General features: G+C 71.6%; 22 protein-coding genes and 1 pseudogene. 9 read left to right on the top strand and 14 right to left on the bottom strand.

Translation table 11 applies throughout. The features are described from left to right. A pseudogene (locus tag C1A33_RS20225) lies at nucleotides 1-251 on the bottom strand (hypothetical protein); the annotation flags it as partial. Beyond that, complete coding sequence (locus C1A33_RS20220; RefSeq protein WP_101833002.1) at nucleotides 242-712, bottom strand: hypothetical protein; 471 nt, start codon at nucleotides 710-712, stop codon at nucleotides 242-244. The pseudogene C1A33_RS20225 and the gene C1A33_RS20220, both read right to left, overlap by 10 nt. A 121-nt stretch (nucleotides 713-833) precedes the next feature. Here C1A33_RS20220 and C1A33_RS35070 point away from each other — a divergent pair, with 121 nt between their 5' ends. Further along, entirely contained in the window at nucleotides 834-1,217 is a 384-nt protein-coding gene (locus C1A33_RS35070) for a response regulator transcription factor (protein WP_165818484.1), read from the top strand. On the opposite strand, the gene C1A33_RS20215 is transcribed toward C1A33_RS35070, so the two are convergent. After that, entirely contained in the window at nucleotides 1,199-1,885 is a 687-nt protein-coding gene (locus C1A33_RS20215) for a response regulator transcription factor (protein WP_243407748.1), read from the bottom strand. The genes C1A33_RS35070 and C1A33_RS20215 overlap by 19 nt on opposite strands. Before the next feature lie 110 nt (nucleotides 1,886-1,995). Next, nucleotides 1,996-3,879 carry a sensor histidine kinase gene (locus C1A33_RS20210; RefSeq protein WP_165818483.1) on the bottom strand — a complete coding sequence of 628 codons (1,884 nt, stop codon included), beginning with the start codon at nucleotides 3,877-3,879 and terminating at the stop codon, nucleotides 1,996-1,998. Nucleotides 3,880-4,382: 503 nt separating this feature from the next. Between C1A33_RS20210 and C1A33_RS20205 the strand changes: the two genes are divergently transcribed. The 3 genes from C1A33_RS20205 to C1A33_RS20195 are packed head-to-tail and all read left to right on the top strand — an operon-like array spanning nucleotide 4,383 to nucleotide 7,614. After that, complete coding sequence (locus C1A33_RS20205; RefSeq protein WP_101833000.1) at nucleotides 4,383-5,552, top strand: DUF262 domain-containing protein; 1,170 nt, start codon at nucleotides 4,383-4,385, stop codon at nucleotides 5,550-5,552. Beyond that, complete coding sequence (locus C1A33_RS20200; RefSeq protein ID WP_101832999.1) at nucleotides 5,545-6,657, top strand: DUF3696 domain-containing protein; 1,113 nt, start codon at nucleotides 5,545-5,547, stop codon at nucleotides 6,655-6,657. Before C1A33_RS20205 ends, C1A33_RS20200 begins: the two co-directional genes overlap by 8 nt. Nucleotides 6,658-6,663: 6 nt before the next feature. Then, on the top strand, nucleotides 6,664-7,614 hold the full coding sequence (locus C1A33_RS20195) for a hypothetical protein (protein WP_101832998.1): 951 nt from the start codon (nucleotides 6,664-6,666) through the stop codon (nucleotides 7,612-7,614). A gap of 81 nt (nucleotides 7,615-7,695) precedes the next feature. Here the strand turns inward: C1A33_RS20195 and C1A33_RS20190 are convergent, their stop codons facing one another. From C1A33_RS20190 to C1A33_RS20175, 4 genes are read right to left on the bottom strand one after another with little or no spacing between them, the layout of a single operon-like run. After that, nucleotides 7,696-9,129, bottom strand: coding sequence for an NAD-dependent succinate-semialdehyde dehydrogenase (locus tag C1A33_RS20190; RefSeq protein ID WP_101832997.1), 1,434 nt, complete (start codon nucleotides 9,127-9,129; stop codon nucleotides 7,696-7,698). Further along, complete coding sequence (locus tag C1A33_RS20185; protein WP_207770397.1) at nucleotides 9,126-11,414, bottom strand: acetate--CoA ligase family protein; 2,289 nt, start codon at nucleotides 11,412-11,414, stop codon at nucleotides 9,126-9,128. Before C1A33_RS20185 ends, C1A33_RS20190 begins: the two co-directional genes overlap by 4 nt. An 11-nt stretch (nucleotides 11,415-11,425) precedes the next feature. Then, entirely contained in the window at nucleotides 11,426-12,592 is a 1,167-nt protein-coding gene (locus tag C1A33_RS20180; RefSeq protein WP_101832996.1) for an acyl-CoA dehydrogenase family protein, read from the bottom strand. Further along, on the bottom strand, nucleotides 12,589-14,049 hold the full coding sequence (locus C1A33_RS20175; RefSeq protein ID WP_101832995.1) for an MmgE/PrpD family protein: 1,461 nt from the start codon (nucleotides 14,047-14,049) through the stop codon (nucleotides 12,589-12,591). Before C1A33_RS20175 ends, C1A33_RS20180 begins: the two co-directional genes overlap by 4 nt. Nucleotides 14,050-14,144: 95 nt before the next feature. Between C1A33_RS20175 and C1A33_RS20170 the strand changes: the two genes are divergently transcribed. Then, nucleotides 14,145-15,305 (top strand): RNA-guided endonuclease InsQ/TnpB family protein, encoded by a 1,161-nt coding sequence (locus C1A33_RS20170; protein ID WP_101832994.1) that lies wholly within the window; start codon nucleotides 14,145-14,147, stop codon nucleotides 15,303-15,305. Between the two features lie 64 nt (nucleotides 15,306-15,369). On the opposite strand, the gene C1A33_RS20165 is transcribed toward C1A33_RS20170, so the two are convergent. The 3 genes from C1A33_RS20165 to C1A33_RS20155 form a co-directional block, all read right to left on the bottom strand. Further along, nucleotides 15,370-16,263, bottom strand: coding sequence for an NAD(P)-dependent oxidoreductase (locus tag C1A33_RS20165; protein WP_101832993.1), 894 nt, complete (start codon nucleotides 16,261-16,263; stop codon nucleotides 15,370-15,372). A gap of 88 nt (nucleotides 16,264-16,351) precedes the next feature. Beyond that, entirely contained in the window at nucleotides 16,352-17,170 is an 819-nt protein-coding gene (locus C1A33_RS20160) for an N-acyl homoserine lactonase family protein (RefSeq protein WP_101832992.1), read from the bottom strand. Continuing rightward, entirely contained in the window at nucleotides 17,170-17,928 is a 759-nt protein-coding gene (locus C1A33_RS20155) for a GntR family transcriptional regulator (protein WP_101832991.1), read from the bottom strand. The genes C1A33_RS20160 and C1A33_RS20155 overlap by 1 nt, the downstream gene beginning before the upstream one ends. 215 nt (nucleotides 17,929-18,143) lie before the next feature. Between C1A33_RS20155 and C1A33_RS20150 the strand changes: the two genes are divergently transcribed. The 3 genes from C1A33_RS20150 (at nucleotide 18,144) to C1A33_RS20140 (ending at nucleotide 20,024) form a co-directional block, all read left to right on the top strand. Further along, nucleotides 18,144-18,365, top strand: a complete 222-nt coding sequence (locus C1A33_RS20150) for a type II toxin-antitoxin system HicB family antitoxin (protein WP_101832990.1) — start codon at nucleotides 18,144-18,146, stop codon at nucleotides 18,363-18,365. Continuing rightward, entirely contained in the window at nucleotides 18,362-18,589 is a 228-nt protein-coding gene (locus tag C1A33_RS20145; RefSeq protein WP_101832989.1) for a type II toxin-antitoxin system HicA family toxin, read from the top strand. Before C1A33_RS20150 ends, C1A33_RS20145 begins: the two co-directional genes overlap by 4 nt. Before the next feature lie 139 nt (nucleotides 18,590-18,728). Then, entirely contained in the window at nucleotides 18,729-20,024 is a 1,296-nt protein-coding gene (locus C1A33_RS20140) for a serine hydrolase domain-containing protein (RefSeq protein ID WP_101833008.1), read from the top strand. A gap of 777 nt (nucleotides 20,025-20,801) precedes the next feature. On the opposite strand, the gene C1A33_RS20135 is transcribed toward C1A33_RS20140, so the two are convergent. The 3 genes from C1A33_RS20135 to C1A33_RS20120 all read right to left on the bottom strand — a co-directional run bounded on the left by C1A33_RS20135 (nucleotide 20,802) and on the right by C1A33_RS20120 (nucleotide 23,907). After that, nucleotides 20,802-21,212: a serine/threonine protein kinase gene (locus C1A33_RS20135; RefSeq protein WP_101832988.1), complete on the bottom strand. Its 411-nt coding sequence runs from the start codon at nucleotides 21,210-21,212 to the stop codon at nucleotides 20,802-20,804. A gap of 800 nt (nucleotides 21,213-22,012) precedes the next feature. Then, the gene (gene tnpB, locus C1A33_RS20125; protein WP_101832986.1) at nucleotides 22,013-23,341 is read right to left on the bottom strand and encodes an IS607 family element RNA-guided endonuclease TnpB; all 1,329 of its coding nucleotides are present in this window, start codon (nucleotides 23,339-23,341) and stop codon (nucleotides 22,013-22,015) included. After that, on the bottom strand, nucleotides 23,338-23,907 hold the full coding sequence (locus C1A33_RS20120) for an IS607 family transposase (protein ID WP_101833007.1): 570 nt from the start codon (nucleotides 23,905-23,907) through the stop codon (nucleotides 23,338-23,340). Before C1A33_RS20120 ends, tnpB begins: the two co-directional genes overlap by 4 nt. 215 nt (nucleotides 23,908-24,122) lie before the next feature. Between C1A33_RS20120 and C1A33_RS20115 the strand changes: the two genes are divergently transcribed. Continuing rightward, the gene (locus tag C1A33_RS20115) at nucleotides 24,123-24,638 is read left to right on the top strand and encodes a pyridoxamine 5'-phosphate oxidase family protein (RefSeq protein ID WP_101832985.1); all 516 of its coding nucleotides are present in this window, start codon (nucleotides 24,123-24,125) and stop codon (nucleotides 24,636-24,638) included. Nucleotides 24,639-24,924: the final 286 nt, after the last annotated feature.

Genomic DNA, 24,924 nt, shown 5'->3' with positions numbered 1-24,924 from the left:
GTCGGGGCCGGGGTCGGATCGGCGAACTGCCAGCCGTCCGGCGGGCTGACGCAGACCCTGGCCGGCACGGCCTTCGTCGACGGGGTGACCTCCACGCTGATGGTGACCTCCGGCGGGGGCGGTGCTGTGGACGTCGGGTCGAGGTCGACCACCAGGCCGGCCAGGCCGACGGCGCCGAACGCGATGGCCGCCGCGTACGCCGGCGCCAGCGCCGGATTCCGCCACGGCGCGCGGCGGCTGGTCACGCGCATGTGAACTCCGCCGGGACACCACTCGAACCCGCCCGGCTCGGGGCGGACACGTTCACCGTGAAGGTCTGGGCGCCGGTGTACCTCCCGCCCACGTGGATGACCTGGCTCTCGCCCTCGTCGAGGAACCCGGACGAGGGCGAGACCGAGACGCCGGCGGCGGGCACGGCGGTCCAGCGAACCGAGCCATCGCGAGCGGAGATCTTCAGCTCGCTGTCGATGTTCGAGCAGTCGACCCGTTCGGTGCCGCTCGTCCCCCGCCGGGAGACGTCGACGGTCCCCGTCGAGTCCGGATGTTCCGAGCCGCCTGAGCCGCCCGACCCGTGACCTGGGCCACCAGCGCCACCGGAGCCCGTGCTGATCTGAGAGGACGAGCCCGAGTCGCCGTTGTGCTGACCCTGGAGGACCACGAACAGGACGACCGCGACAAGCGCGCCTCCCAGCACGGCCAGCACTGCTTTCATGAACGGAAGTCTCGGACGATCAGGACTGCGGCACATCGGTGCCAACCCGGACTTCCCGGACCCGAATATCTCCGTGTTACCCCTGAGGTCGCTGGGCGCACCCGGTGCTACCGTGCCACCGATGGACCGGGTGGCGGTGGGCCGCGTCTTCATCGTGGACGACAACGCGCCGTTCCGGACCGTCGCCCGCGCGCTGCTGGAAAGCGGCGGCTACCAGGTCGTCGGGGACGCCGCGACCGGGGCGGAGGCGCTGGCCCGGGTGCCCGCGACCGGTCCCGACGTGGTGCTGCTCGACGTCGCCCTGCCTGACATGGACGGCTTCAGCGTGTGCCGGGCACTGCGTGACGCCTCCCCCGGTGTCACGGTCGTGCTCTGCTCGGTGCGGGACGCCGAGCAGTACGGCGACGCGGTCGAACGCTGCGCGGCCGCGGGCTTCCTGCCCAAGTCGGCGCTGGCGGCGGACACGCTGGCGCTGCTCGTCGCCCGTCAGGACGAGCGCAGGTAGGTCAGCACCGCGAGGACGCGGCGGTTGTGCTCGGTCTCGTCGGGCAGGGTGAGGCGCACAAAGATGTTGCGGACGTGCGTTTCGACGGTGCGGTTCGTCAGGTGCAGCGCGGCGGCGATCGCCGCGTTGGAACGGCCCTGCGCCATCAGCGCGAGGACCTGGCGCTCCCGCGGGCTGAGATGGGCCAGCTCGTCACGCCGGTTCCGGGCGCCAGCGCCGACCAGCATCGGGACGATCTCGGGATCGAACGCGCAGCCGTCGGCGGCGACCCTGCGTACGGCGTCGAGGAAGTCGGGGCCGGTCACCCGCTCCTTGAGGAGGTAGCCGACGCCCCGCGCGGAGCGCCCGATCAGCTCGTCGAGGTGCGCGACCTCCAGATGCTGGGACAGCAGCAGCGTGCCCGTGCCGGGATGGCGCTGCCGCAGCAGCAACGCGGCGCGCAGCCCCTCCAACCGCTGGGTGGGCGGCATCCGGATGTCGACGACCGCGATGTCCGGTCGGTGCCGCTCGACCGCCTCCAGCAGGCCGTCCGCGTCCCCGGCCTGTGCGACGACCTCGCAGCCGTCGCGGTGCAGCAGCTCGGCCAGGGCATCCCGGAACAGCGGTGCGTCGTCGGCGAGCACCACGCGCGTCGCCGTCCCGGACGGCACGCCCGGCACAGACGGCACGGACGGCACGGACGGCACGGACGGCACAGGCGGCACGGACGGCACAGGCAGCACAGGCGGCACGGACGGTGTGGCTGGGGCGGACGGTGTGGACGGGATCTCGGCGCTGATCACGGCCCCTCCGGAGGCAACGAGGTGGGTAGGGACGGCTCATCGTGCCCGGGAGCGTCAACGGGTGTGAGCGACTCGGCCTCGCCGGACGGCTCGACCGGCAGGGGAAGTTCCGCATGGACGGAGGTCCCGGCGCCGGGCGCACTGTGCACGGCCAGGGCTCCGTCGAGCGCGGCGACCCGGTCCCGCAGCCCGAGCAGACCCGTTCCGGCGCGCTGTTCGGCGCCGCCCACGCCGTCGTCGGCGACGGTGACGAGCAGCCGACCGCCGGTCACCCGGACATGGATGTGCACGACCGACGCCTGGGCGTGCTTCGCCGCGTTCGTCACGGCCTCGGCGGCGACGAAGTACGCCGTCGCGGCCACCCGCGCCGGCAGCGGCGGCAGCGCGGGCCCGTCGACGACGCGCACCGGATACGGGCCGCGGGCGGCGAGGGCGCGCAGCGCGGGAAGAAGCCCGGCCTCCGTGAGTACCGCGGGGTGGATGCCGCGGGCGAGTTCCCGCAGGTCGCGCAGGGAGGCGTCCAGCCCGTCAGCCACACGTCCCAGCAGGGCGACGAGGTCGGGGTCGGGCGGCGCCGGACCGAGCCGGTCGCGCGCGAGCCGCAACAGCAGCGCGGTCGTGACGAGCTGCTGCTGGGCGCCGTCGTGCAGGTCGCGTTCGATCCGTCGGCGCTGCTCGTCGGCGGCGGCGACGATGCGGACCCGGGACGCGCGGACCTCCGCCAGCCGGGCCCGTGCCTCGGCGGCGAGCCTCTGGTTGTCCAGTTCGAGCGCGGCGGCCGCGGTCACCGCGCGCAGCACGTGCCGGTCGGCTCGCAGCGCCGGGTCGTGCAGGAGGACGGCGACGACTCGCGTGCCGCGCCGAACCGGCGTCACCACGTCGGCCAGCCTGAGTACGACGGGCATCCCCTCGGCGTCCACATAGCCATCCGCGTCGTCGTCGCTGGCGCCGTGCGCCGAGGTGGTGGCATGCGCGGAGCTCGTGGAGTGCGCCGCGCTCGTGGAGTGCGCCGCGCTCGTGGAGTGCGCCGCGCTCGTGGGGTACGCGGCGCTGTCGGCGTGCGGCGCGTTGGGAGAGGTAGTGGCGGTGAAGGGGCTGGGGTAGGCGATGCGCAGGGTCGGGTCGCCGAGGGCGCGGGCCAGCAGGTCGCGCAGGTCTTCCGGGGGTCCCTGCGGCAGCGCGAGCAGCAGGTCGCCGACGGCCGTCCGGCCGAGGCGGACGCGCAACGCGCCGGCCAGGAACGCCAGCGGCAGCCCAAGCGTGGCGAGATGCGCGACATCGTTGACCAGCTGCGCGTCCTCCCCGGACAGCGCCGGATGCGCCAGCGACGCCGCGGTGCCGACCAGCCCGACGCCGTACACCGGCGCCAGCACACGCCGGGCGGGCGGGGTGGCGACCACCCAGCGTCGGATCAGCAGCAGGCCGACCACCACGGCCACCACAACCTGAACCCCGTCGATCACCTCGTCCTGTAGCTGGCCGTGGTTGGCGACGAACAGCAGGTTCGGCGTTACCGACTGGTAGAACGGCACCCCCGCCGGCACGGCGACGAGCACGAACAGGAACAGCGAACCCATCAGCGCCCGCTCGACCGGCGCCCGCAGGCTGCCCTCCGGGAACGCCAGCAGCAGGTGCACGAGGCACGCCGACGCGACACTGCGCAGGAACAGCCCGGCCGTGTGCGGCACCGGCTCTGTCGAGACCTGCAGGTCCTCGGCGAACCAGGCGATCCCGACCGTCACCATGCGCAGCCCGAGCCGACCCGGCCGGCGCAGGTGCACGACCGAGCCGGTCAGCAGGTAGAGGCCACCGACCATGCCGGAGAACAGGGTCGTGGTCGTGCCCCCGTCGCGGCCGCCGGCGGACACCGCGAGCACCATCGCACCGAAGACCGCCCCCGCCGCGGCGAGCAGCGGCACACCGTACGGGCCGCGCGCCGCGCTCCCCACCCCCGGACCATCCCCACCCTGGCCGCGACCACCGTTCGGACCGCTGATCGACTTTCGGAAAAGCTGATCCATTATCCGGCAATTCGGTGACCCTCGGCAAGGAGGTGACTCGCCTCCGGCAAAGGTTCGCGAGATGCGTCCCGCCCGGAGGAGGCGGAGCGATGTCGACCGCGACCGACGGGACGTGACCGCCTGGAGTCGACGTCGGCGCTCGGTGGCGATGCGGAGGCGGCCAACTACCAGATCACGAGTTCCGGGCCGGTCGATCTGCGGCCAGCCGACTCCGACCGACTCCTCTCCCTATCCTCGGCGTATCTCCTCGCGTCAGGAACCACGGCCGGTCCAGCATCACCGTGACCAGCCACCCGGCTCCGGACGGATAGATTACTGACACGGGGAGCGACAGCAGTCACGGCGGAGCGGGTTGGGACGGTATGAGCGACAGCATGGCATCGGGGGATGTGCCAGAGGAGCATGATTCGCTTGGCCGCAGCACGGGAGTCGAGGCCGAGGAGCCGCAGGACACGGACCTGATTCGTCGGCCGTTCGACCCGGACAAGATCGACGTCATTACCCGGACGCCCACCGTCGACCTCCTGCTCTCGCGGATTCGCCACGGCACCCTCGACCTTGAACCCGAGTTCCAGCGACAGCGAGGAATCTGGACTGATCAACGCCAGAGCCGCCTCATCGAGTCCCTGCTCCTCCGCATACCGCTGCCCACCCTGTACGCCGCCGAGGGCGAGGACGAGATCTGGACCGTCGTCGACGGGATACAGCGGCTGACCGCCATCTCGCGATTCATCGAGCCGCAGGTCAACGGCGCCGACCGGCTCATCCTGAGTAGCCTGGAGTACCTTGGGAAATCGTACAACGGAGCGTCCTACGATGGCCTTCCTGGACGGCTCCAGACCCGACTTCGGGAGACGGAGCTGGTAGTTCATCTCATCAGGCCAGGAACACCAGAGGAGGTGATGTTCAACATCTTCGCGCGCATCAACACCGGCGGGATGCCACTTTCCACGCAGGAGCTCCGACACGCCCTCATCAAAGGGCCAGCACGCGATCTGCTCCGAACCTGGTCCAGATCGACCGAGTTCATCAACGCCACAAGCGGCAGTGTCCGCGAGGAGCGGATGGCCGATCGCGAGATGGTCCTCCGCTTCATTGCTTTCCGCATCACCTCACCGGGTGACTACACCTCACAGGACTTCGACGCATTCCTGCGGGAAGCAATGAGGAGCACCAACACTCTCAGCCACGATCAGCGGGATGGCCTGCAGCAGGAGTTCAACAAGGCCATGCAAGCTGCCGGCGACATCTTTGGGCCACACGCCTTCCGGAAACAGTATCCAGGCAGAAGCAATCGATTTCCGATCAACAAGGCGATTTTCGAGGCGGTGGCCGTCAATCTCGCAACTCTGACCGACACACAGATCCAGGCCCTGGTGGAACGCAAGGATGCAGTGAATTCCCAGTTCGCTCTACTGATGACCAACCAGGCATTCGAGAGATCGGTATCACAGGGCACCGGAGATGTCGCCAAGGTCAAGCTGCGATTCGGCCAGGTCAGGGAATTGTTTCGCGAGGTTCTCGGTGATTGATCGCCTCCGGCTCCAGAACTTCAAGGCGTTCGCCGCGCTGGACCTCGCCGTTGCACCGCTCACCCTGCTGTCCGGCATCAACGCGGTCGGAAAGAGCACCGTCCTCCAGTCACTCGCGGTACTGCGGCAGTCCTTCGATGCCGGCACGCTCGCCGACGACGGCCTCCTGCTGAACGGCGAGCTTGTCGATCTGGGCACCGGTCAGGATCTTCTCCATGAGGACTACCGCACGAGCGACGGTGAACTACAGATCGCCATCTCGCTATCGGCGGACGGGCACGAGTACCGCTGGTCCATGCGATACAGCCGGGAGGCCGATCTGCTCCATATCGACGACCAGCCGCCGCCGCGCACCTACGACGTCGCCCTCTTCCGACGAGGCTTCCAGTACCTGCGGGCCGACCGTGTAGTCCCTGCCGTCTCCTACCCCAAGTCCTACGAGAACGCGATCCGCCGAGGATTCCTGGGGGCTACCGGAGAACACACGTTCAACTACCTGCGATTCCATCAGGACGACCACCTGCCGGACGCCACGACAACCCATCCCGACGCCGCCTCGTCCTCGCTACTCGACCAGGTCACCGCCTGGATGCAGCAGCTGTGTCCGGGCGTGAACCTTCGCGTGAACGATCTGGAGGGCACGGACCTCGTCCGCCTGAACTACGGATTTTTCGGCACCGCGGGCATCAGCTCCACGAACCGTTACCGCCCGACCAACGTCGGATTCGGCCTCACCTACGTCCTCCCCGTGGTGGTCGCCTGCCTCACCGTCGAGCCGGGCAGCGTCATTCTTCTCGAAAACCCTGAGGCCCACCTTCACCCCCGGGGCCAGACGCTCATGGGCAGGCTGGCCAGCCTGACTGCGGCGCGTGGCGTGCAGATCTTCATGGAGAGCCATAGCGACCATGTCCTCAACGGCGTTCGGCTCGCCGTCAAGCAGAGTGTCCTTGACACGGCGGACGTGGCCCTCCAGTACTTTGAGCGGTCCGCCTCCGACGAGGTGACCTCGACCCGTCCCATGGTTGGCCCTGACGGCATGCTCTCAGTGTGGCCGGACGGATTTTTCGATGAATGGGACCACTCCCTGGATGATCTCCTCTCGTAGGAACTGATGACTATCCTCCTCTTCTTGAATGAGAAGTCGCATGACGGCGTGGGCGACGATGACCGGCGCACGGACCGCGAGAACGCGGGCGATCTCCTCACTGATTTCGTTCGCCTCCTGGTCGAGATCCGGAAGCAGCGTCGTGACGTCGCGCTCGTCTCCGCGATGCCCATCCGCGAGATCAGGTTCGGCGGCGACTACGTCTTCGCCCGCTGGGCGGGCGATCACAGGAACAGGGAGCATCTCCGCCTGCTCAAGGCCGTCATGAACCGCGCCCCTTTTCAGGATATCGGGCCGCTCAGTGCAGACGGACTGGTCTCCTACCTCCTCGATGAGCAGGAGGTCGACGGCTTGGGGTACGCGCACGCTTTCGGTGGCCTGGCAGTGAGCATGATGACCGCCGAGCGGTGGAATGCCGCAGAGATCGACGTAGTCCGCCGCGAACTCGTGGAGCACGACGACTCCGGTCTCTATCTTGTCGATAGAACGACAACCGTGCGCCACGCAGCCACTCGCCAGCACGTAAATTCCCATGGCTCCTGGCTGGCCGGCGCCGGATTACGCCAGCTGCATACCCCCAGTCACCTCTGGAACGCGAGAGCGGACCTGTTTCCTCATCTCGCCTTCCTCGCTCGGGTGGAGAGCGATCTCCTTGCACTCGGCCCCGTGCATCTCAGGCAGGTGTCCGACCGGCTCCTTGAGCTGGAGAAGGCGATGTCGTCGTGGAATCCCAGAATCACCGCCGCGCCGGCGTGGATGTCCAAAGTGGCACCGGAGGCCGAGCAGCGCAGACTGCTATGCGTGTTCGAAGATCTCGACGGGACAAGGCGCTCCTTTGATCTGCATGCCAGATTCACTCCGGGCGCGGGTCGCATCCATTTCAGGACCGAGTACGCGGCGCGCCGGATTATCGTGGCCTACATAGGAACAAAAATCGAACACAGACGGACGGGTTGACGCCTGCCGCCCTGGACGTGGGCCGGGTGCGTCGCCGTGCCGCGGCTGGCGACGCACCCGGTCCGGGTCGCGTGGCGCGGGCTAGCCGCGGCTGATGTACTTGAGGCGCTGGAAGGCGCGGACGCCCTCGACGCCGCCCTCGGTGCCGAGGCCGCTGAGGTGGAAGCCGCCGAACGGGGTCTCGGGGAAGGACGGCTTCCAGCTGTTGACGGCGACGGAACCGGCCTCCATCTCGTCGGTGATCCGCGCGATCGCCCGGGAGTCGTGCGTCCAGGCGTAGGACGCCAGGCCGAACGGCAGGCGGTTGGCCTCGGCGAGCGCCTCGTCGAGATCGTCGACGCGGGCGACGGTCTTGAGCGGGCCGAACGGTTCGACGGTGGCGGCGCGGGCGTCGGCGGGGACGCCGGTGAGCACGGTCGGGCTCCAGAACGTGCCGGTGTCGCCGAGGCGGTGGCCGCCGGTTGCGACGGTGGCGCCGCGGGTGCGGGCGTCGTCGGTCATCTCGGCCAGCGCGGTCAGGCGGCGGTCGGTGGCGACCGGGCCCATCTGGGTGCCGGGGTCGCGGCCGTCGCCGACCTTCAGGGACTCGACCGCCGAGACGAACGTGTCGAGGAACTGGTCGTAGACGCTGGCGTGCACGAGGAATCGGGTGGGCGACGTGCACACCTGGCCGGAGTTGCGCAGACAGGCGGGTATGGCGGTGCGGGCGACCCGTTCGACGTCCACGTCACCAAGGATGATCACGGGCGCGTGGCCGCCGAGTTCCAGGGTGGTGCGGACCATCGAGGGGGCGGCGAGGCGGTTCAGTTCGGCGCCGACGGCCGTCGACCCGGTGAACGTCAGCCCCTTGATCCGCGGCGACTCGGCGAGGGTGCGGCCGATCAGCGGCGGATCGCCGAACACGATGTTCAGCGCGCCGTCGGGGACGCCGGCCGCGAGCAGCGACTCGGCGAGGATCAGCGCGGCGCTCGGCGCCTCCTCCGCGGGCTTGAGGATCACCGAGCAGCCGGCGGCGAGCGCCCCGCCGAGCTTGCGGGCCGGGGTGATCGCCGGGGCGTTCCACGGCGCGAAGGCGGCCACCGGACCGACCGGTTCGAGCACGGAGTACTGCAGGACGCCCGGGTCGCGGGCCGGGATCACCTGGCCGTAGCCGCGGCGCGCCTCCTGCGCGGCCCACTCGACGTGCTCGGCGGCGAGCGTCACCTCGGCGCGGGACTCGGCGAGCGGCTTGCCGAGCTCCAGCGTGATGACCATCGCTACCTCGTCGATCCGCTCGCGGAATCGGCGGGCGCCCTTGGCGAGGATCCGGGCCCGCTCGATCGGCGGCACCGCCCGCCATACGCGGAACCCGGCCTCGGCGGCGTCGAGGGCCGCGCCGATCTCGGCCCGGGTGGCGACCGGGAGGTGGGTGAGCGTCTCCCCGGTGGCCGGGTTGATGACGGGCAGCGTGGCGCCGCCGCTGCCGGCGGTCCACGTCCCCCCGATGAGCATGCGGGGGGTGGGGTGCTCGGTCATGCTCGGGCCTCCTCGTCGGTGGGGCCGTCGGCCGCGAGGGGGTCGTCGGCGGTGTTCGGGGTGGCGGCGGGCTGGGCGCGCAGGTGGACGACGGCGTCGAGGGCGAGGGCGCCCTCGCCCTGGGCGCGGACCAGCACCGGGTTGATCTCGGCCTCGAGCACGTCCGAGCGTTCGGCAAGCCGCGAGACGGCGGCGATCAGCGCGGCGAGCGCGGGCAGGTCGCCGGGGGGAGCGCCGCGGTAGCCGCGCAGGACGGTGGTCGCGCGCACCTCGTCGAGCATCGCGGCGGCGGTCGCCTCGTCGACCGGGGCGAGCCGGATCGCGCGGTCGGCGTACAGCTCGGTGAGCACGCCACCGGCCGCGACGAGGACGAGCGGACCGACATAGGGGTCGACGCGGTAGCCGACGAGCATGTCGCCGAGCCCGGATTCCATCGTCTGGACGAGTACCTGGGTGACGTCGACCTCGGCGTGCTCGGCGACGGCCGCGCGGATGTCCCGGGCGGCGGCGGCGAGCCCCGCGGCGTCGACCCGCAGCCGCACCCCGCCGACGTCGCTCTTGTGCCCGAGCTCCCCCGTCAGCGCCTTGACCGCGACCGGAAAACGCAGGTCCGCCGATCCCGTGGCGGCGGAGACGGCCGCGCCGTCAGCAGTCGAAGCGGTGCCGGTCGCGGACGTGGCGGCGGCCGGCGGGCCCAGCTCGTCGATGGTGAGGACGCGGTACTCCGCCGCGCGGACGCCGAGCGGCGCGAGCAGCGCGTAGGACGCCGCCTCGTCGAGACGACGGCCCACTCCCCCGACGGCCGCACCGACGTCGGCGCCGACGTCAGTGCCGAGGTCGGTGCCGACACTGGCGCTGTGGTCGGGGGCGGCGTAGGTCGTGTCGGCGCAGGACTCGGGCGTGCCGAAGGCCGGCACGCCGGCGGCCCGCAGCGACGCCAGCGCCTCGGGAGCGTGCGGGACGAGGAAGGCGGCGAGGCCCGGCCGGTCCGCCCGATCGATGATCGGCTGGACGGCGAACGTCGGCGAGAACCGGGCGGACGAGCCGACGACGGCGATGACCAGGTCGAACTCGCCGCAGCCGAGCATCGTGTCCAGGGCTGCGGACATCACCTCGGGGCGGGTGCCGGCCAGGGTGAGGTCGACGATCGCCCCGGGCGCCGCCGGTGCGCCGGCCGCGGCGAGCGCGTCGAGCGTGGCGGCCGACGGCCCGACGACCGTCACCCCGCGCACGCCGAGCTGGTCGACGACCATCGCCGCGCCGCCGCCGGTCGTGGTGACGACGCCGACCCGCGCCGCGGCGACCGGCGCCGGGGTCGCGGGGACGCGGCCGAGCAGCGGCAGCCCCTCGAGCAGGCCGTCGAGGGTGTGCACCCGGGCGATGCCGCAGTCGGCGAGGAAGGCGTCGGCGACGTCGTCCTCGCCGGCGAGGACGCCGGTGTGGGAGGTGGCGAGCTCGGCGGCGGCGGCGGACCGGCCCAGCTTGTAGGCGAGCACCGGCCGTCCCCGCTTGGCGGCGGCCGCGGCGAAGGCCCGCAGCTCACCGGCGTGCCGCAGGTTCTCCAGGAACAGCAGGTAGCCGGTGACGGCGGGGTCGGCGAGCGTCGCCTGGCAGATCTCGCCGATGCTGAGATCCACCTCGCCGCCGACCGACACCAGGTGCGAGAAAGCGGTCCCAGCGACCCTCCCTCGGGACAGCAGCGCGCCGATCATGCTACCGGAGTGCGAGGCGACGACGATCCCGCCCGTCCCGCCGGCACCGGCACCGGCACCGGTGACGTCGGCGAAGGCGGCGTTGGCGGTGAGGGTGAGGCCGTTGCGGGTGTTCACGACGCCGAGGCTGGACGGGCCCAGCAGCCGGATCCCGTAGCGGGCGGCGACCTGTTCCAGCTCGCGCTGGCGCTGCGCGCCGGCCGGCCCGGCCTCGGCGAACCCGCCGGCCAGCACCGTCACCAGCGGAACGCCGCGGCGTCCGCACTGTTCGACGGCGCCGACGGTGGCGGCCGTCGGCGTCATGAGGAACGCGTGGTCGGGCACCTCGGGCAGATCCTCGATCGAGGAGTAGACCGGTTCCGCGCCGATCGAACGACGGCCGCTGTTGATCGGGTACACGTTCCCGGCGTAGCCGCTGCCCCGCAGATAGCCGAGCGGCCGCGAGGACGCCTTCGTCGGATCGGCGGACGCGCCGACGAGCGCCACGGCCCGAGGCGCGAACAAGGCCGCCGCCAGCGCCTCCCCCCGCAACGGCACGCGAGCCGCGTCCCTCGTCATCTCGGCCCCCGTCATCTCGGCCATCGTCAGCCCCGCTGGCTGAAGCGGCGGCCGAGGACGTCCTCGGCGATGCGGTTGCGCAGGATCTCGATCGAGCCGCCGGCGATCATCCAGCCGCGGGTGCGCCGGAAGCAGTACTCGACAAGCGTCTCGGTGCTGTAGCCCATCGCGCCCATGACCTGCATCGACTGGTCGGCGGCGAGGAAGCCGGCCTGGTTGGCGGCGAGCTTGGCGACCGACGTCTCGTACGCCGAGGGCAGTCCGTTCGCCGCGCCGCGGGCGGCCCGGTCGAGCAGCAGCTGCGCCGAGTCGAGGGCGACGGCCATGTCGGCGAACTTCCACTGGATGCCCTGGAACTCGGCGAGCGGCCGGCCGAACTGGTGGCGGGCCAGCACGTGCTCGCGGGCGGTGGTGAACGCGAGCCGGCCCAGCGCCAGCGACCGGGACGCGTTGCCGAGTCGCTCGACGTTGAACCCGCTGATCTGCTTCTTGAACCCGCCCGGACCCAGCAGCACGTTCTCCGCGGGGATGTGGCAGTTGTCGAAGACGAGCGGCGCCCACTGCTCGCCACTGAGGTACTCCGACGGCTCGCCGACCGTGAGCCCCGGCGTGCCCCGCTCGACGAGCACCGACCCGATGCCGCCGACGCCCGGCCCGAACCGGACGTAGACCAGGTAGAGGGTGGCGTCGATGCTGTGCGTCGACCAGATCTTGGTGCCGTCGACGCGGTAGCCGTCGCCGTCCGGGGTGGCGGTGGTGCGCAGGTCGGTGACGGCGGAGCCGGCCTCGGTCTCGCTCATCCCGAGGCCGATCAGCGTCCTGCCGGCGAGCAGGTCGGGCAGCCAGCGGGCCTTCTGCTCGGCGGAGGCGTACTCGGCGAAGGTACGCAGCGGGCCGAAGTTGCCGGCCTGCACGACGTCGGCGCTGCGCGGGCAGACCTGGCCGACCTCCTGGATGGCGACGACCGCGTCGAGCAGCGACGCGCCCTGGCCGCCGTCGGCCTCCGGCACGGTCAGCCCGATCAGTCCCTGCTCGGCGAGCAGCCCCGCGACCTGCCAGTCGTAGCCGGGCGAGTGGGCGCGGCGCAGCGCGTCGGCGCCGAGCCGGTCCTTCGCGAACTGGCGGACGGAGGCCGCGAACGCACCGCGGTCCTCGTCGTCGATTCTGGCCCCGGGGTCGATCGCGGCGGTCATGCACTCTCCTGTGTCGTGATCCGCTTCCGTGCGACGGGCGCCGCGGGAACGGTGGTCGGCGGAAGGTCGGTGGCCGGCGCAGGGGCGGCCTGCAGGGCGGACATGAGGCCCAACACGTCGTCGAACGCCCATACCCGGTCAACGACGCGCCGGGCGGCGTCGGCGCCGAGGACGGGCTCGGCAAGCCGGTGGAACTTCGCGGTGAGCTGGACGTCGTCGACGGGCCGGGACGGTTCGCCGAGCGGCTGGTCGACGAGCGCGACCAGGTCCGGCGCGTCGCCGGCACCGCGGCGGCGCACCGTCACCCGGGCCGGGCGGGAACGCGGGTAGCGGGCGTCGAGCTCGGCGTCCGACGTCACCCGCACCCGCGACACCAGGTCGACGAGCTCGGGGTTGGTGCGATGGGCGGCGTCGAACTGACGCAGGCCGATCTCGCCGTCGGCGAGCGCCACCGCGACGGCGTAGGGCAGGCTCATCTGCGCGTCGATGAGGGTGGCGACGTCGGTGTGGCCGTGGCGGGCGGCGACGTCGTAGGTGTCGACGCGGATCTCGTCGATCTGGTCGGGCGCGAGGGCGTGCTCGCCGCGCAGGTCGAGGATCGCGTCGACGGCGGCGTGGCCGTGCCGGCAGCAGGGGTAGATCTTGACGTAGGTCCGTTCGAGCAGCCAGTCCTCGCCGAGACCGTCGAGGACGGTCGCCGGGTTCCAGTGGTCGCGGGCGAAGGCGTGGAAGTAGCCGTTCGGCCCTTCGAGGACAGTGTCGGGGCCGGTTACGCCGGCGCGGGCGAGGTAGGCGCTGATCACGCCGTCGCGGGCCGCCTTGCCGGCGTGCACCCGCTTGACCTCGGCGCCGCTACCGAGGAACTCGAACAGCCCACCCGCGTGCGACCCGGCGAGGCCCAGCGCCGAGCGCGTCTGCTCCGCGTCCAGGCCGAGCAGCAGGCCGACGCCGGCCGACGCGCCGAACACGCCGGCGATCGCGGTGTTGTGGAAGCCGGCGTCGCGGGTCGCCGGATGGCCGGCGGCGGCGAGTCGGCAGGTCACCTCGACGGCGACCGCGGCGGCCCGCAGCGTGGTGGGACCGTCGGCGCCGAGGGCCTGCGCGGCGGCGAGGACGGCGGGTAGCGTCGGCGCGCTCGGATGGACCGACCCGGGGGTGTAGCCGTCGTCGATGTCGAGCGCGTGCGCGGCCGTGCCGTTGGCCAGTGCCGCGCCGGCGACCGACGCCCGGCCGCCGCCGAGCACCGTCGCCGCGTCACCGGGATACATCTCGGCGACCAGCTCCCGGGTGGCCACCGCCGCCACCGTGTCCGTCCCGGCGATCGCCGCCGCCAGGAAGTCGAGCACCAGGCGCCGCACCTGCCCCGCCACCGACGCCGGCATCACCGGGGCGCCCGGCGCGCCAAGGCCGTGGATCCAGTCGGCGAGCTCCGCGGTGACCGCCCGCGTGTCGCTCACCGGGATCTCGCCGTGGATGCCCCGGCGTTCAGGCCGGGGAGGAAACGGCGACCATGGTTGGCCACAGGTAGATATCCCATTCGTAGAATCGGAGTATGTCCCGCTACCGACTTTATCCCACCGCCATACAGGCAGTGGCGATGGTCGAGCATTGCGGGCATACGCGGTACGTGTGGAACCTCGCCGTCGAACAGCAGTCGTGGTGGAATCCCCGCCGCGGACCCGCACCCGGCTACGTGGAGCAGAACCGGCAGTTGACCGAAGCCCGCCGCGCTTTCGACTGGCTCGCCGCGGGCAGTATCATCGTTCAACAGCAGGCTTTGCGGGACTTCTCCACCGCCATGGCCGGCTTCTTTCGCGGCTCCCACCGGAAACCCGGTTTCCGGAAACGCGGTCGGTCCGAGGGGTTTCGGATCGTTGCCGTGAAACCCTCCGATGTGCGACAGGTCAACCGCCGCTGGTCCGAGGTGCGGATCCCGAAAGTCGGCTGGGTGCGGTTTCGTCGTAGCCGGACGGTGCCGGACGCACGCTCCTACCGGGTGACGCGGGACCGTGCTGGCCGCTGGCATGTCGCGTTCGCCGCCGTGCCCGCCCCGATCGCCGCGCCGGGCGTGGGCGAGGCTGTCGGGGTGGATCGGGGTGTGACGGCGTCGGCCGCGCTCAGTACGGGCGAGCTGCTGCGATGCCCCGGGCTGCGGCCTGCAGAAGCCGCCCGGCTGCGACGGCTCCAGCGCCGCCTCGCCCACGCCCGGCGTGGCAGCAACCGGCGTGCCGCGCTGAAAGCCCGGATCGCCCGGGTGAAAGCCCGGGAGGCCGACCGGCGGAAGGACTGGGTCGAGAAGACCAGTACCGACCTGGCACGCCGGTACGATCTGATCCGCGTCGAGGATTTGAACGTTCGGGGTATGACCCGGTCGGCGCGGGGCACGGTGGAGGCGCCGGGCCGGAACGTGGCGCAGAAGGCCGGGCTGAACCGGGGCATCCTCGCTGCCGGCTGGGGACTTCTCGCCCGGCGGTTGGAACAGAAAGCCCCCGGCCGGGTCGAGAAGATCCCGGCCGCCTACACGAGTCAGCGTTGCTCGGCCTGCGGGCATGTGGCAGCGGAATCGCGTGAGAGCCAAGCGCAATTCTGTTGTGTCGCCTGCGGGTTCCAGAGCAACGCCGATGTGAACGCTGCAATGAATATCGCCGCAGGACGTGCGGTGACTGCGCGGGGAGGCGCCGGGTTGCCGGTGCCCGTGAACCGCGAACCTTAACACTGCGCACCCCCTGGTGGGTATGTAGGAGTTGGAATCCCCCGCCTTCAGGCGGGGGAGGACGTCAATGTCCCGGCTCCGGGCGGGACTGCTCCGAGCGGTTCTGGTCCGCCCAGTCCTGGAAGATCTTGATGACGGCGACGCAGTCCTCGCCGCCCAGCCCGCGGGCCCGGGCCATCTCGAAGACCTGGTGGACCATGCTCCCCGTCGGCATCGGGTGCTCGGCGTCATGCGCGAGCGCGAGACCGAGGCGCAGGTCCTTCTCCGCGAGCGAGACCGCGAACCGGGCGTGGTAGTCGTCGGCCAGCACGTACGGCCAGCGCTTGAGGAAGTGGAACGAGCGCCCGCCGGACCGGCTGAGCACGTCGAACAGGGCGTCGCGGTCCATGCCGAGCTTCTCGCCCAGGGTGAACGCCTCGGCGGCGACGACGATGGCACCCATCGCCATCTGGTTGTTCACCAGCTTCACCGTCTTGCCGGTCCCCACCGGCCCGACGTGCTCGACCGTGCCGAGCACCTCCAGGACGGGCCGGGCCCGCTCCAGCGCGGCGGGTTCGGCGCCGACCAGTTCGACGAGCTTGCCGGCGCGGGCCTCGTTCGGCCCCCCGCTGACCGGCGCGTCGACGACGGCGACGTTGTGCACCGCCGCGGCCTCGGCGACGGCCAGCACGGTGCGCGGCAGCGTCGTGCTCAGCTCGACGAGCACCCGCCCCGACCAGAACGCGAGCACTCCGCTGTCGATCACGCTCGCGGTGACGATCTCGTCGTTGGGCAGGCTGACGACAATGACGTCGGCCGCGCCCAGCCCCTCCGGCGTGCTCGCCACGCCACCGTGCTCCACCGCCCGGGCGACCGCCTGCGGGCTGATGTCGTACACGAGCGTCTCGAACCCCGAGGCGACCAGCCGCTCGGCGACCGCTCCCCCCATCGTGCCCAGACCGATCACGGCCGTCCTCATCCACACCCTCCTCGTCGCGTCGTGCCCATGTCCGTGCCCGCGGCCTTGCCCACGCCCGTGTCCGCTTCCGTGGCAGAGCCGCCTTCCGTCAGCGATCCGCGCGGACGGGGCCACCCGTCAGCTCGACGGCGACGCCCTCGAGGCCCGCCGCCGCGTCGGGGTAGCGCGCCATCACCGCCGGATCGTGGCCCGGGATGATGTGGCCGTCGGGGCCGGCCAGAGCGCGCAGCCGGTCGAACGCGGCGTGCGCGCCGCTCACCGAGTCGACCGCCGAGTAGGGCCGGTCCTGGGTCAGGTTGTCCTCGTAGTGACTCGCGTCCGAGGCGAGCACAACCACGCCCCGGCCGGTCTCGACCCGCACCACCTGCAGCCCCGCGGTGTGCCCGCCGACCCGGTGCACCGAGACACCCGGGGCGAGCGTCTCGTCGCCGTCGGACCACAGCACCCGGCCGTCGAGGTTGCGGACGACGACGCCGGTGACGTCCTCGGGCTCGACGACCCGGCGAAACGACGGCCGGGAGGCCGCCGGCCCGGTCCAGAACTCCATCTCGCGGCGCTGCAGGCGGACCAGCGCGTTCGGGAAGCGGTCCAGCCCGCCGCAGTGGTCGAAGTGCAGATGGGTCAGGATGATCTCGTCGAGGTCGGCGGCGGGAGCGCCGAGAGCGGCCAGCGCGTCGAGCGGGTCGCCGCGCAGCACCTGCTCGCGGCCGCGGCGCTTCGCGATCGCCCGGTCGAAGCCGGTGTCGACGAGGACGGCGCCACGCGACCCGGCGATCAGCCAGACGTAGTAGGCCATGCTCCGCTCGGTGTCGGCGGCGGTGGCGTGGTGGAACACCTCCGCCGGCGCCACGCCGTCCCGCAGCGCGTACTGGATCGCGTAGACCCGTAAGTCCCCGCCAAGGTTCATCAGGCGTCTCCCTCCACCGGCCGCGGCGCGGCCTCGGTCGAACGCGGCGCGGTCTCGGTCGAACGCGGCGCCGCCAGCGCGGTGACGGCCGGCGCGGACTCGGTCGTGAACAGGCGCAGGCGCAGGTCGCGGGCCCGGGCGAGGTGGCCCTCGGCGATGCGCTGGGCGGTCTCGGCGTCGCGGTCGCGGATCGCGGCCAGCAGGCGGCGATGCTCGTCGTGCGCATGCGCCCAGCGGCCCGGAAAGCTCAGCGTGGTGGCCGGCAAATGCGTGACCTGGGCGGTGAGCCGCTGCTGCAGGTCGGCGAGGGTCGCGTTGTGAGCCGCGGCGGCGAGCGCGTCGTGCACCGCGCGGTTGGCGCGCACGGTGGCGGCGCTGTCGGCCGGATCGATGCCCGCCTCCGCGATGACGGCCTGCTCCAGGCGGAGAAGGTCGAGGTCGCGGTGGCGGGTCGCCGCGTCGGCGGCGAGCGCGCCCTCCAGGAACACCCGCGCCCGGTAGATGTCGACGATCTCCTCGGGGGACCGTTCCCGGACGCGGACGACCATGCCGCGCCGCTCCATCAGGCCCTCGGTCTCCAGCCGGATCGTCGCCTCGCGGATCGGCGAGCGGCTCACCCCGTACTGCCGGGACAGCGACGCCTCGGACAGCCGCTGCCCCGGCGTCAGCCGGCCGGCGACCAGATCAGCCTTGATCCGCTCGTACAGCTGCTCCGCCTTCGCACCTGGGGTGACCAGCGCGTTCGTGCTGTCGGGCATGCGGGGGAGCCTACGCCTGTCGACAGCTGCCGACAACCCGAAGCCGAGACACGAGACGGGATCCGCGGGGGACCAGCAACTCGGACAGACATGGAACACGTCGACGTCGACTACCGGCCGCGTCCCGGCAGGTCACCCAACCTGTCGCCGACTCGGGTGCGCGTCGCCGGAGGGAACTCGCGCGATGCGCACTCGCCGGTACTAGAATGATCTCCATGGAGCGAGCTGTCCGGCTGACCGCTGTCGTCACACACGAAGGCGACTGGTATGTGGCGCGGGCCCTCGAGGTTGAGGTGACCAGTCAGGGACCGAGCGTGGAGGAGTCGCTGGCGAACCTCCGTGAGGCGCTGGAACTGTACTTCGAGGACGAGCCGATCCCCGCAGCCTCCGTCGACGGTCCGATCGTCGCACCCGTCGACATCCGCCTTTCCGCGTGACATCAGCGCTACCCCGAGTCTCGGGCTCGGAGGTGGTTCGGGCGTTGCGTCGGGCCGGCTTCGACGAGGTGAGCACCCGTGGCTCTCACTGCAAGCTCCGAAGCAAGACCGAAGCCCGAACCGTGATCGTTCCGCTTCACCGCGAGCTGGCGACCGGTACTCTCGCATCAATTCTTCGCCAGGCCGGTATGGATGCTGAGGAATTGCGAACTCTGCTCAGCTGAGTGTTCGAGAGCCCAACCAGAGCTCGTGCCAGCCGGGTAGGTAGTGCGACGGTCAGCTTCGGTGCGGGGGCCATCCCCACCGGCAAGACGGGTGCGCGCACCGCTGTGCGTCCGCCAGCCCGTTGAGATCGTCTGGGTCATGACCTCGACACCGCGGGACCTCGCGGAACCGCTCACGCCGCCAGGCCACCAGCCCACGTTCGCCGCGCGCGGACTCCTGCCGCGAGCGGTCGTCGCCGCGACGACGGCCGCGCTGGCGACGCTGGTCGCCCTCGCCTCCACGGCCCCGGCCTTCGCCGCCGGCGTCGCGGCCGCGGCCGCGACGAAGCCCACCCCTGCGACCAGCGCCACCCCCAGCTCCGCGCCACGGACCGGCCAGCACGACGATGCGCTGCAACGCCAGGTGAACGCGATCCACGACGGCGGGGCGGTCGGCGTCCTCGCGGAGGTGACGACGCCGGCGGGCAGCCGCCGCGCGCGGGCCGGCGTCGCCGACCTCACCTCCGGCGCGCCGGTGCCGCTGGACGCCAAGTTCCGCATCGGCAGCACCACGAAGACGTTCGTCGCCACCGTCATACTGCAGCTCGTCCAGGAGAAGCGGCTGTCCCTCGACGACACCGTCGCGCGCTGGCTGCCCGGGACCGTCACCGGGAACGGCAACGACGGCAGTCGCATCACCGTCCGTCAGCTGCTACAGCACACCAGCGGCATTTACAACTACACCGACGACCTCACGCAGCTGACCAGCGCCGACGGATACAGGGCGGCCAGGTTCCGCAGCTACACCCCGCAGCAACTGGTGGCGATGGCGATGAAGCATCCGCCCGGCTTCGCGCCCGGCAGCAGAATGTCGTACTCGAACACGAACTACATCCTCGCTGGGATGATCATCCACCGGGTCGCCGGCCAGAGCTGGGCCCACGAGGTGAACGCGCGCATCATCCGCCCGCTGGGCCTGCGGCACACGTTCACCCCGGGCGCCTTCCCGTTCCTGCTCGGCCCGCACGCCGAGGGGTACTCGACCTTCGGCACGTCCACCCCCGTCGACGTCACGGTCTTCAACCCGACCGCCGCCGACGCCGCCGGCTCCATGATCAGCACCACCGACGACCTGACCCGCTTCTACACGGCCCTGCTTGGCGGCCGCCTGCTCGCCCCGGCGACGCTCACCGCGATGAAGACCACGATCCCGGCCGACTCACTGGCGCCCGGCGTGCGCTACGGCCTGGGCCTGGGCTGGCTCCCGCTGTCCTGCGGCGGCGGCTACTACGGCCACCCGGGCGACGTACCCGGCTTCCACATCTGGGACGGCATCAACCCCGACACCCACCGCACCGTCGTCGTCGCCAGCACCGGCGACAACGGCGACCAGGCCCAGCAGGCCGTCACCACCCTCGTGGACCAGGAACTCTGCCACCCGACCGCGGCGCGGTGACGACGCGAGGGGATCGCGGCGCGGGCATCGGCTCGGACGGGCCGCCTGCCCGGAACAGGGGCTCCAGCAGCGGTTCCTCGATGTCCCGCGCCCAGGCGGGCGACGCCGGCGCCGACCGGTCCGCACCCGCCGCCCTCGACCCGCGGCCGGCCCTTCCACCACGCCGGTACCCGCCGGAAACGGCCGGCAGGTCGATGTCCAGCCAGTGACCACGGCCTCGGCCGGCCGCCCACAGCGTTATTGGTCTGAAAAGCAGCCGCGACTCACCAGGGGCCAACGTCACCCGAAGGCCGTCCTCGAACACGGTCAACGAGTTTCTTGTGCTCCTGTTGACAACCCACCAGTGCCGGACATGGAATGTGAGGGCGCCGACGTACCGAGGAGTCTCCAGATCATTGCCGTCAAGGCGATACGTGTTGTCCGGGGCACGTCCGAACGTGAACTCGTGGGGCGCGTCAACCGGGTACACCCTTGTTCCAACGGTGACCAGCAGTTGTGGGATCGACGAGTCGGGCGGTACCGCTCCTGTCATCGCGACCGCCTTTCGTCCCCGATTCCCGAGAAGGAAGTGACGTCAACCTATCGACGCCGGGAACGTCCCCTCACGGTGGGGGCACCATCGCCACGAGGCAATCCGCCGGCTATCCTGTCCCGACCCCGCCGGGCCGCGGGCACGCACGATCGAGTCATGCCCTGGCCGACCTGCGGCCTCCTCCGCCGCCCAGCTGGCTTGGCCGGAACGCCGTCACCGGCCAGCCGGCCGGTCCGCGCCGACTGCTACCCGCAGTGTTCCCAGCCGCTCGTGTAGGAAGTGCCGGCGTAGGTTCCGCCCCACTTCACGCACCGGCCGGGCGCGGTGACGTACTTCGGGCCGGCGTAGTACGCATAGCTGCCGGAGTCCACCTGCTTCGTGGAGGATCCCTGGACCTGTACCCAGGCGGTCATCGCCTGGGCGGTGCCCACCCCGGCTCCGTACTTCATCGTCACCACGCAGTTCCGTGTGCCGTCGTACAGGAGATAGATCTTGGCGGTGCTGCCCAGCGCCTGCTGGTCGATCTGGGAGTAGCCGGCACCGCAGACCTGGCTTGGCGTGTATGGGTTGGCCTTCGAGGCGGGCGCCGATGACGGCGCGGGCGCGGGTGGCTTCGGGCTCGGCTTCGGGTTCGGGTTCGGTGCCGGTGTCGGCACCCGCGCGGGGCCCGGGGCCGTCCCGCCGGAGCCCGTCCCCGCCGAGCCTGATCCGCCCGGAGCCGATCCCCCGCCGCTCGTGCCCGGGCCACCCGTCGCCGACCGGACCGGCAGCGACGATGGATCGAGCGCGGTTTCGATGGCTCCGGCCGGGCTCGGCGCCCTCCCGACGGCTGCTCCTGTTCCCTCCGCGTCGCCGGCCCCGCCCGCGCCGCCGGCCCCACCGATCGCGTCCTTCGCCGCCTCGGCCGCAGCCGAACGTGACCCCTTCGACGGGACCGAGGCCGACCCCGCGTTACCGGCGGCGGCCTCGTGCCCGCCCGACGGCGAACCACCCGATCTGGCCGTCGCCCACACCGTGAGCGCGATCGCGACGACCAGGGCGACCGCACCTGACGTCGCGGCGATCAGGCGCCTGCGGCGGCGCTCGGGTCGCTCGGGGGCGGGCCCGCCCGCCGGGGGCTTCGCTCCCTGCGCCGGTGACGCGGCCAGCGTGGCTCCCGGCGCCGACGGCGCACCCCATGCGCCCGGGCTGTCTGGCGTGCCCGGTGTGTCTGGCGCGACAGGAGACTGAGGGGCACTCGGCGGCCCGGCCTCGGTCGCCGTCAGAACGGGGAGCGGTGGGATGGCGGAGGGCTGCGTCGGCGGATCCTCTCCCGACCCGTGATCTACCCAGGAACGCGTACCAGCCCCGTCGGTGGCCTCGGTCCCGACACCCGGTAGCTGCATCGCCACTCCTCTTCGCCCATATGCGACAGATGCCCTGAACCGTTGCATGAGAGCGCCAGATGTGCTAGCGGTCATGCCGCCCCGCCTCTCGGCGAGGCACTCCCGGTCTGATCCGCTCGCGCGGTGCCGGGTTCCCGCTTCGCAGCCACCCGCCCGCTCGCGCGGGTCTTACGGTCGACTCCACGGGCGTTTACCGTCTCCGACGCACTGGCGGCGACGAGGGAACGCAGGTTGACCGCGGCGTTCAGGTCGCGGTCGAGGACGAGCCTGCAGGACTGGCAGATGAAGGTGCGGTCCGACAGCGTCAGGTTTGGGTTTCGCCAGCCACAGCCGGAACAGGTCTTCGAGCTTGGGTACCAGCGGTCCGCGACGACGAGGGTCGATCCGTACCAGCCGGTCTTGTAGGCAAGCTGGCGGCGGATCTGCGCCATGCCGGTGTCGGCGACCGCACGGGCCAGCCGCCGGTTACGGACCATTCCGGTCACATGCAGGTCTTCCACCACGATCGTGTCGTGGTTCTTCGCGAGCCGGGTGGTGAGCTTGCGCAGCCCGTCACGGCGCTGGCAGGCGACCCGAGCGTGGATACGGGCGAGCCGGCCGGCCCGCTTGCGCCGGCCGGCCGAACCGGGTTTCGACCGGACGTAAGCGCGCGACGCGGTACGCAGCCGGCGCAGCGACCCGCCGAGATGCTTCGGGTTCGGGATCGTCTCGCCGGTGGAGAGGACAGCGAGATGCTTCACTCCGAGGTCGACGCCGACCGGCCCGGCCCTGCGCTGCCGCGGAGACGGGCCGGCGGGGACCTCCCGGTCCACCTCGACCGTGAACGACACGAACCAGCGGCCGGCGCTGCGCGACACCGTCGCACCCAGCAGCCGTGCCGAACCGCCCGCCAGCCGACCGGTAAGCGCGCCCATCGACTCACAGACCTTCACCCGGCCGATCCGGGGCAGCTTCACCCGCACGTCGCCGGCCGGGCCGTAGGCGCCGGTGGTGTACCGGAAGCTGTCGCGGCCCTTCCCGCGCTTCCTGAAACGGGGGAACCCGACTCTGCGGCCTTTCCGCTTCCCCCTGCGGGAGTCGGAGAACGCTTTCAGCCCCCGAGCGAGGTGGTCAAGGCCGGCGGAGAACGCCTCCTTCGAGCACACCGCCCACCACCCGGCGACGTCGTTCTTGACCTGGTTCCAGGCGAGTCGCAGCGCGGGCAGCGTCCACGGCACGGCAGTGAGCGCACTGTCAGGAATGCCGTAGGACTTCTCTGCCTCCCGCTGCGACAGCGCGGCCTTCACCCGGGCCAGACCCCAGTTGAACGCGAACCGGGCCGCGCCGGCATGCCGGGACAGCGCGGCGAGCTGGGCGTCGTTCGGGTCGAGGGCGAACCGGTACGCCGCAAGCGTCCTCACTCGGACGCCTCCGTGGCGGCTTCGACGGCCCGGCGGGCTCGGTTCGTCGCAGCGCGCCGGCCATACAGCCGGGCGCACAGCGACGTCAGGATCTCGGTGACGTCCCGGACAAGGTCGTCGTCGACCTCGGCCGGGTCGACGACCAGCAGCCGCCGGCCAGATGCGGCGAGCGCCGCCTCGACGTACTCGGCGCCGAACCGGGCGAACCGGTCCCGGTGCTCGACGACGATCGTCGTCACCTGCGGGTCACGTAACAGCGCGAGGAACTCCCGGCGATGGCCGTTCAGCGCCGACCCGACCTCGGTGACCACCTTGCCAACGGGAAGGTTCTGCCCGACCGCCCAGGTGACGATCCGCGCGACCTGCCGGTCCAGGTCCGGCTTCTGGTCAGCGGACGACACCCGGGCATACACCGCCGTCGTGCCGGTAGCTGGCAGCGCGGGTTCGTCGACGAGGATCAGCCCCCCGACCCTGCGGGCGGGCACCGGCAGTTTGCCGTCAAGGAACCACTGTCGGGCGGTCGAGTACCCGACCCCGTTCACGACAGCCCACTCCTTGAGGTTCACACTCACGATCATACGGCATCACCCGGCGCTATCCGGCGCTCAACCGGCAACAGATATCAATCCTCCCGCATGGCCACGGCGGACGGCTGGCGACATCGATGGCCAGAGAGCACGTCACCCGGACCGGGCCGGACGGCTGGCGGCGGGTGCCGCCCCACCGGCCGCACCGGCGCCACGGCGGTTGCGGACCGGCCCCGCGGGGAAGCGAGGCGACTATGAACGATGAGCCGCTGACCGAGCTCGACGAGCGCTTCAGCGACGCCGGCACTCAGGCCACCACCTGGGCGCAGGCCCGCGCCGTGCTCGAGGCCGCCCAGATCAGCTGGATCTCCGCGGTGCGCGCCGACGGCCGGCCGCACGTCACCCCCCTGGTCGCCGTCTGGCTCGACGACGCCCTGCATTTCAGCACCGGCCCGGCCGAGCAGAAGGCCGTCAACCTCGCCGCCAACCCCCACGTGGTCATCACCACCGGCACCGACACCTGGGACAGCGGCCTCGACGTCATGGTCGAGGGCACGGCCTCCCGCGTGACCGACGCGGCGACCCTGGAACGCCTCGCAGCCGCCTGGCGCACCAAATGGGACGGCAGTTGGCGCTTCGACGTCCATGACGGCGCCTTCCGGCATCCCGGCGGCGAGGGCATCGCGCACGTCTACGCCGTTCACCCCGCCAGGATCCTCGCCTTCGGCCGCCGCCCCTACACCCACACCCGCCATCTCCCCCGCCGATGACCGGCGGGGAAGCACGGCGGTCCGGATGACTCATTCCACCGGATCCCGCACAGCTCCGCCGCCATTCTCCAGCCGGTCGATGGCGATGACCAGGCACTGGGCGTTCTCCTGGCTGCGAAGCAGATAAGCCGTCTCCCTGAACGACTCGTCGTCCTCCGACCAGTGACAGCGACCCTGCCCATAACCGGGCTTGACGGGCGCCGTCCTGGAATCGGCCGAGGCACCACAACCTCGAGGCAATTTCATCGCCGAGTGTCCCCACCTGGACTTTTGTAGCGAAGAGCGG

Origin of the sequence: Frankia canadensis, from assembly GCF_900197875.1 — a bacterium.
Lineage (GTDB): Bacteria > Actinomycetota > Actinomycetes > Frankiales > Frankiaceae > Frankia > Frankia canadensis.
This window is presented reverse-complemented; position numbering and strand designations above follow the sequence as displayed.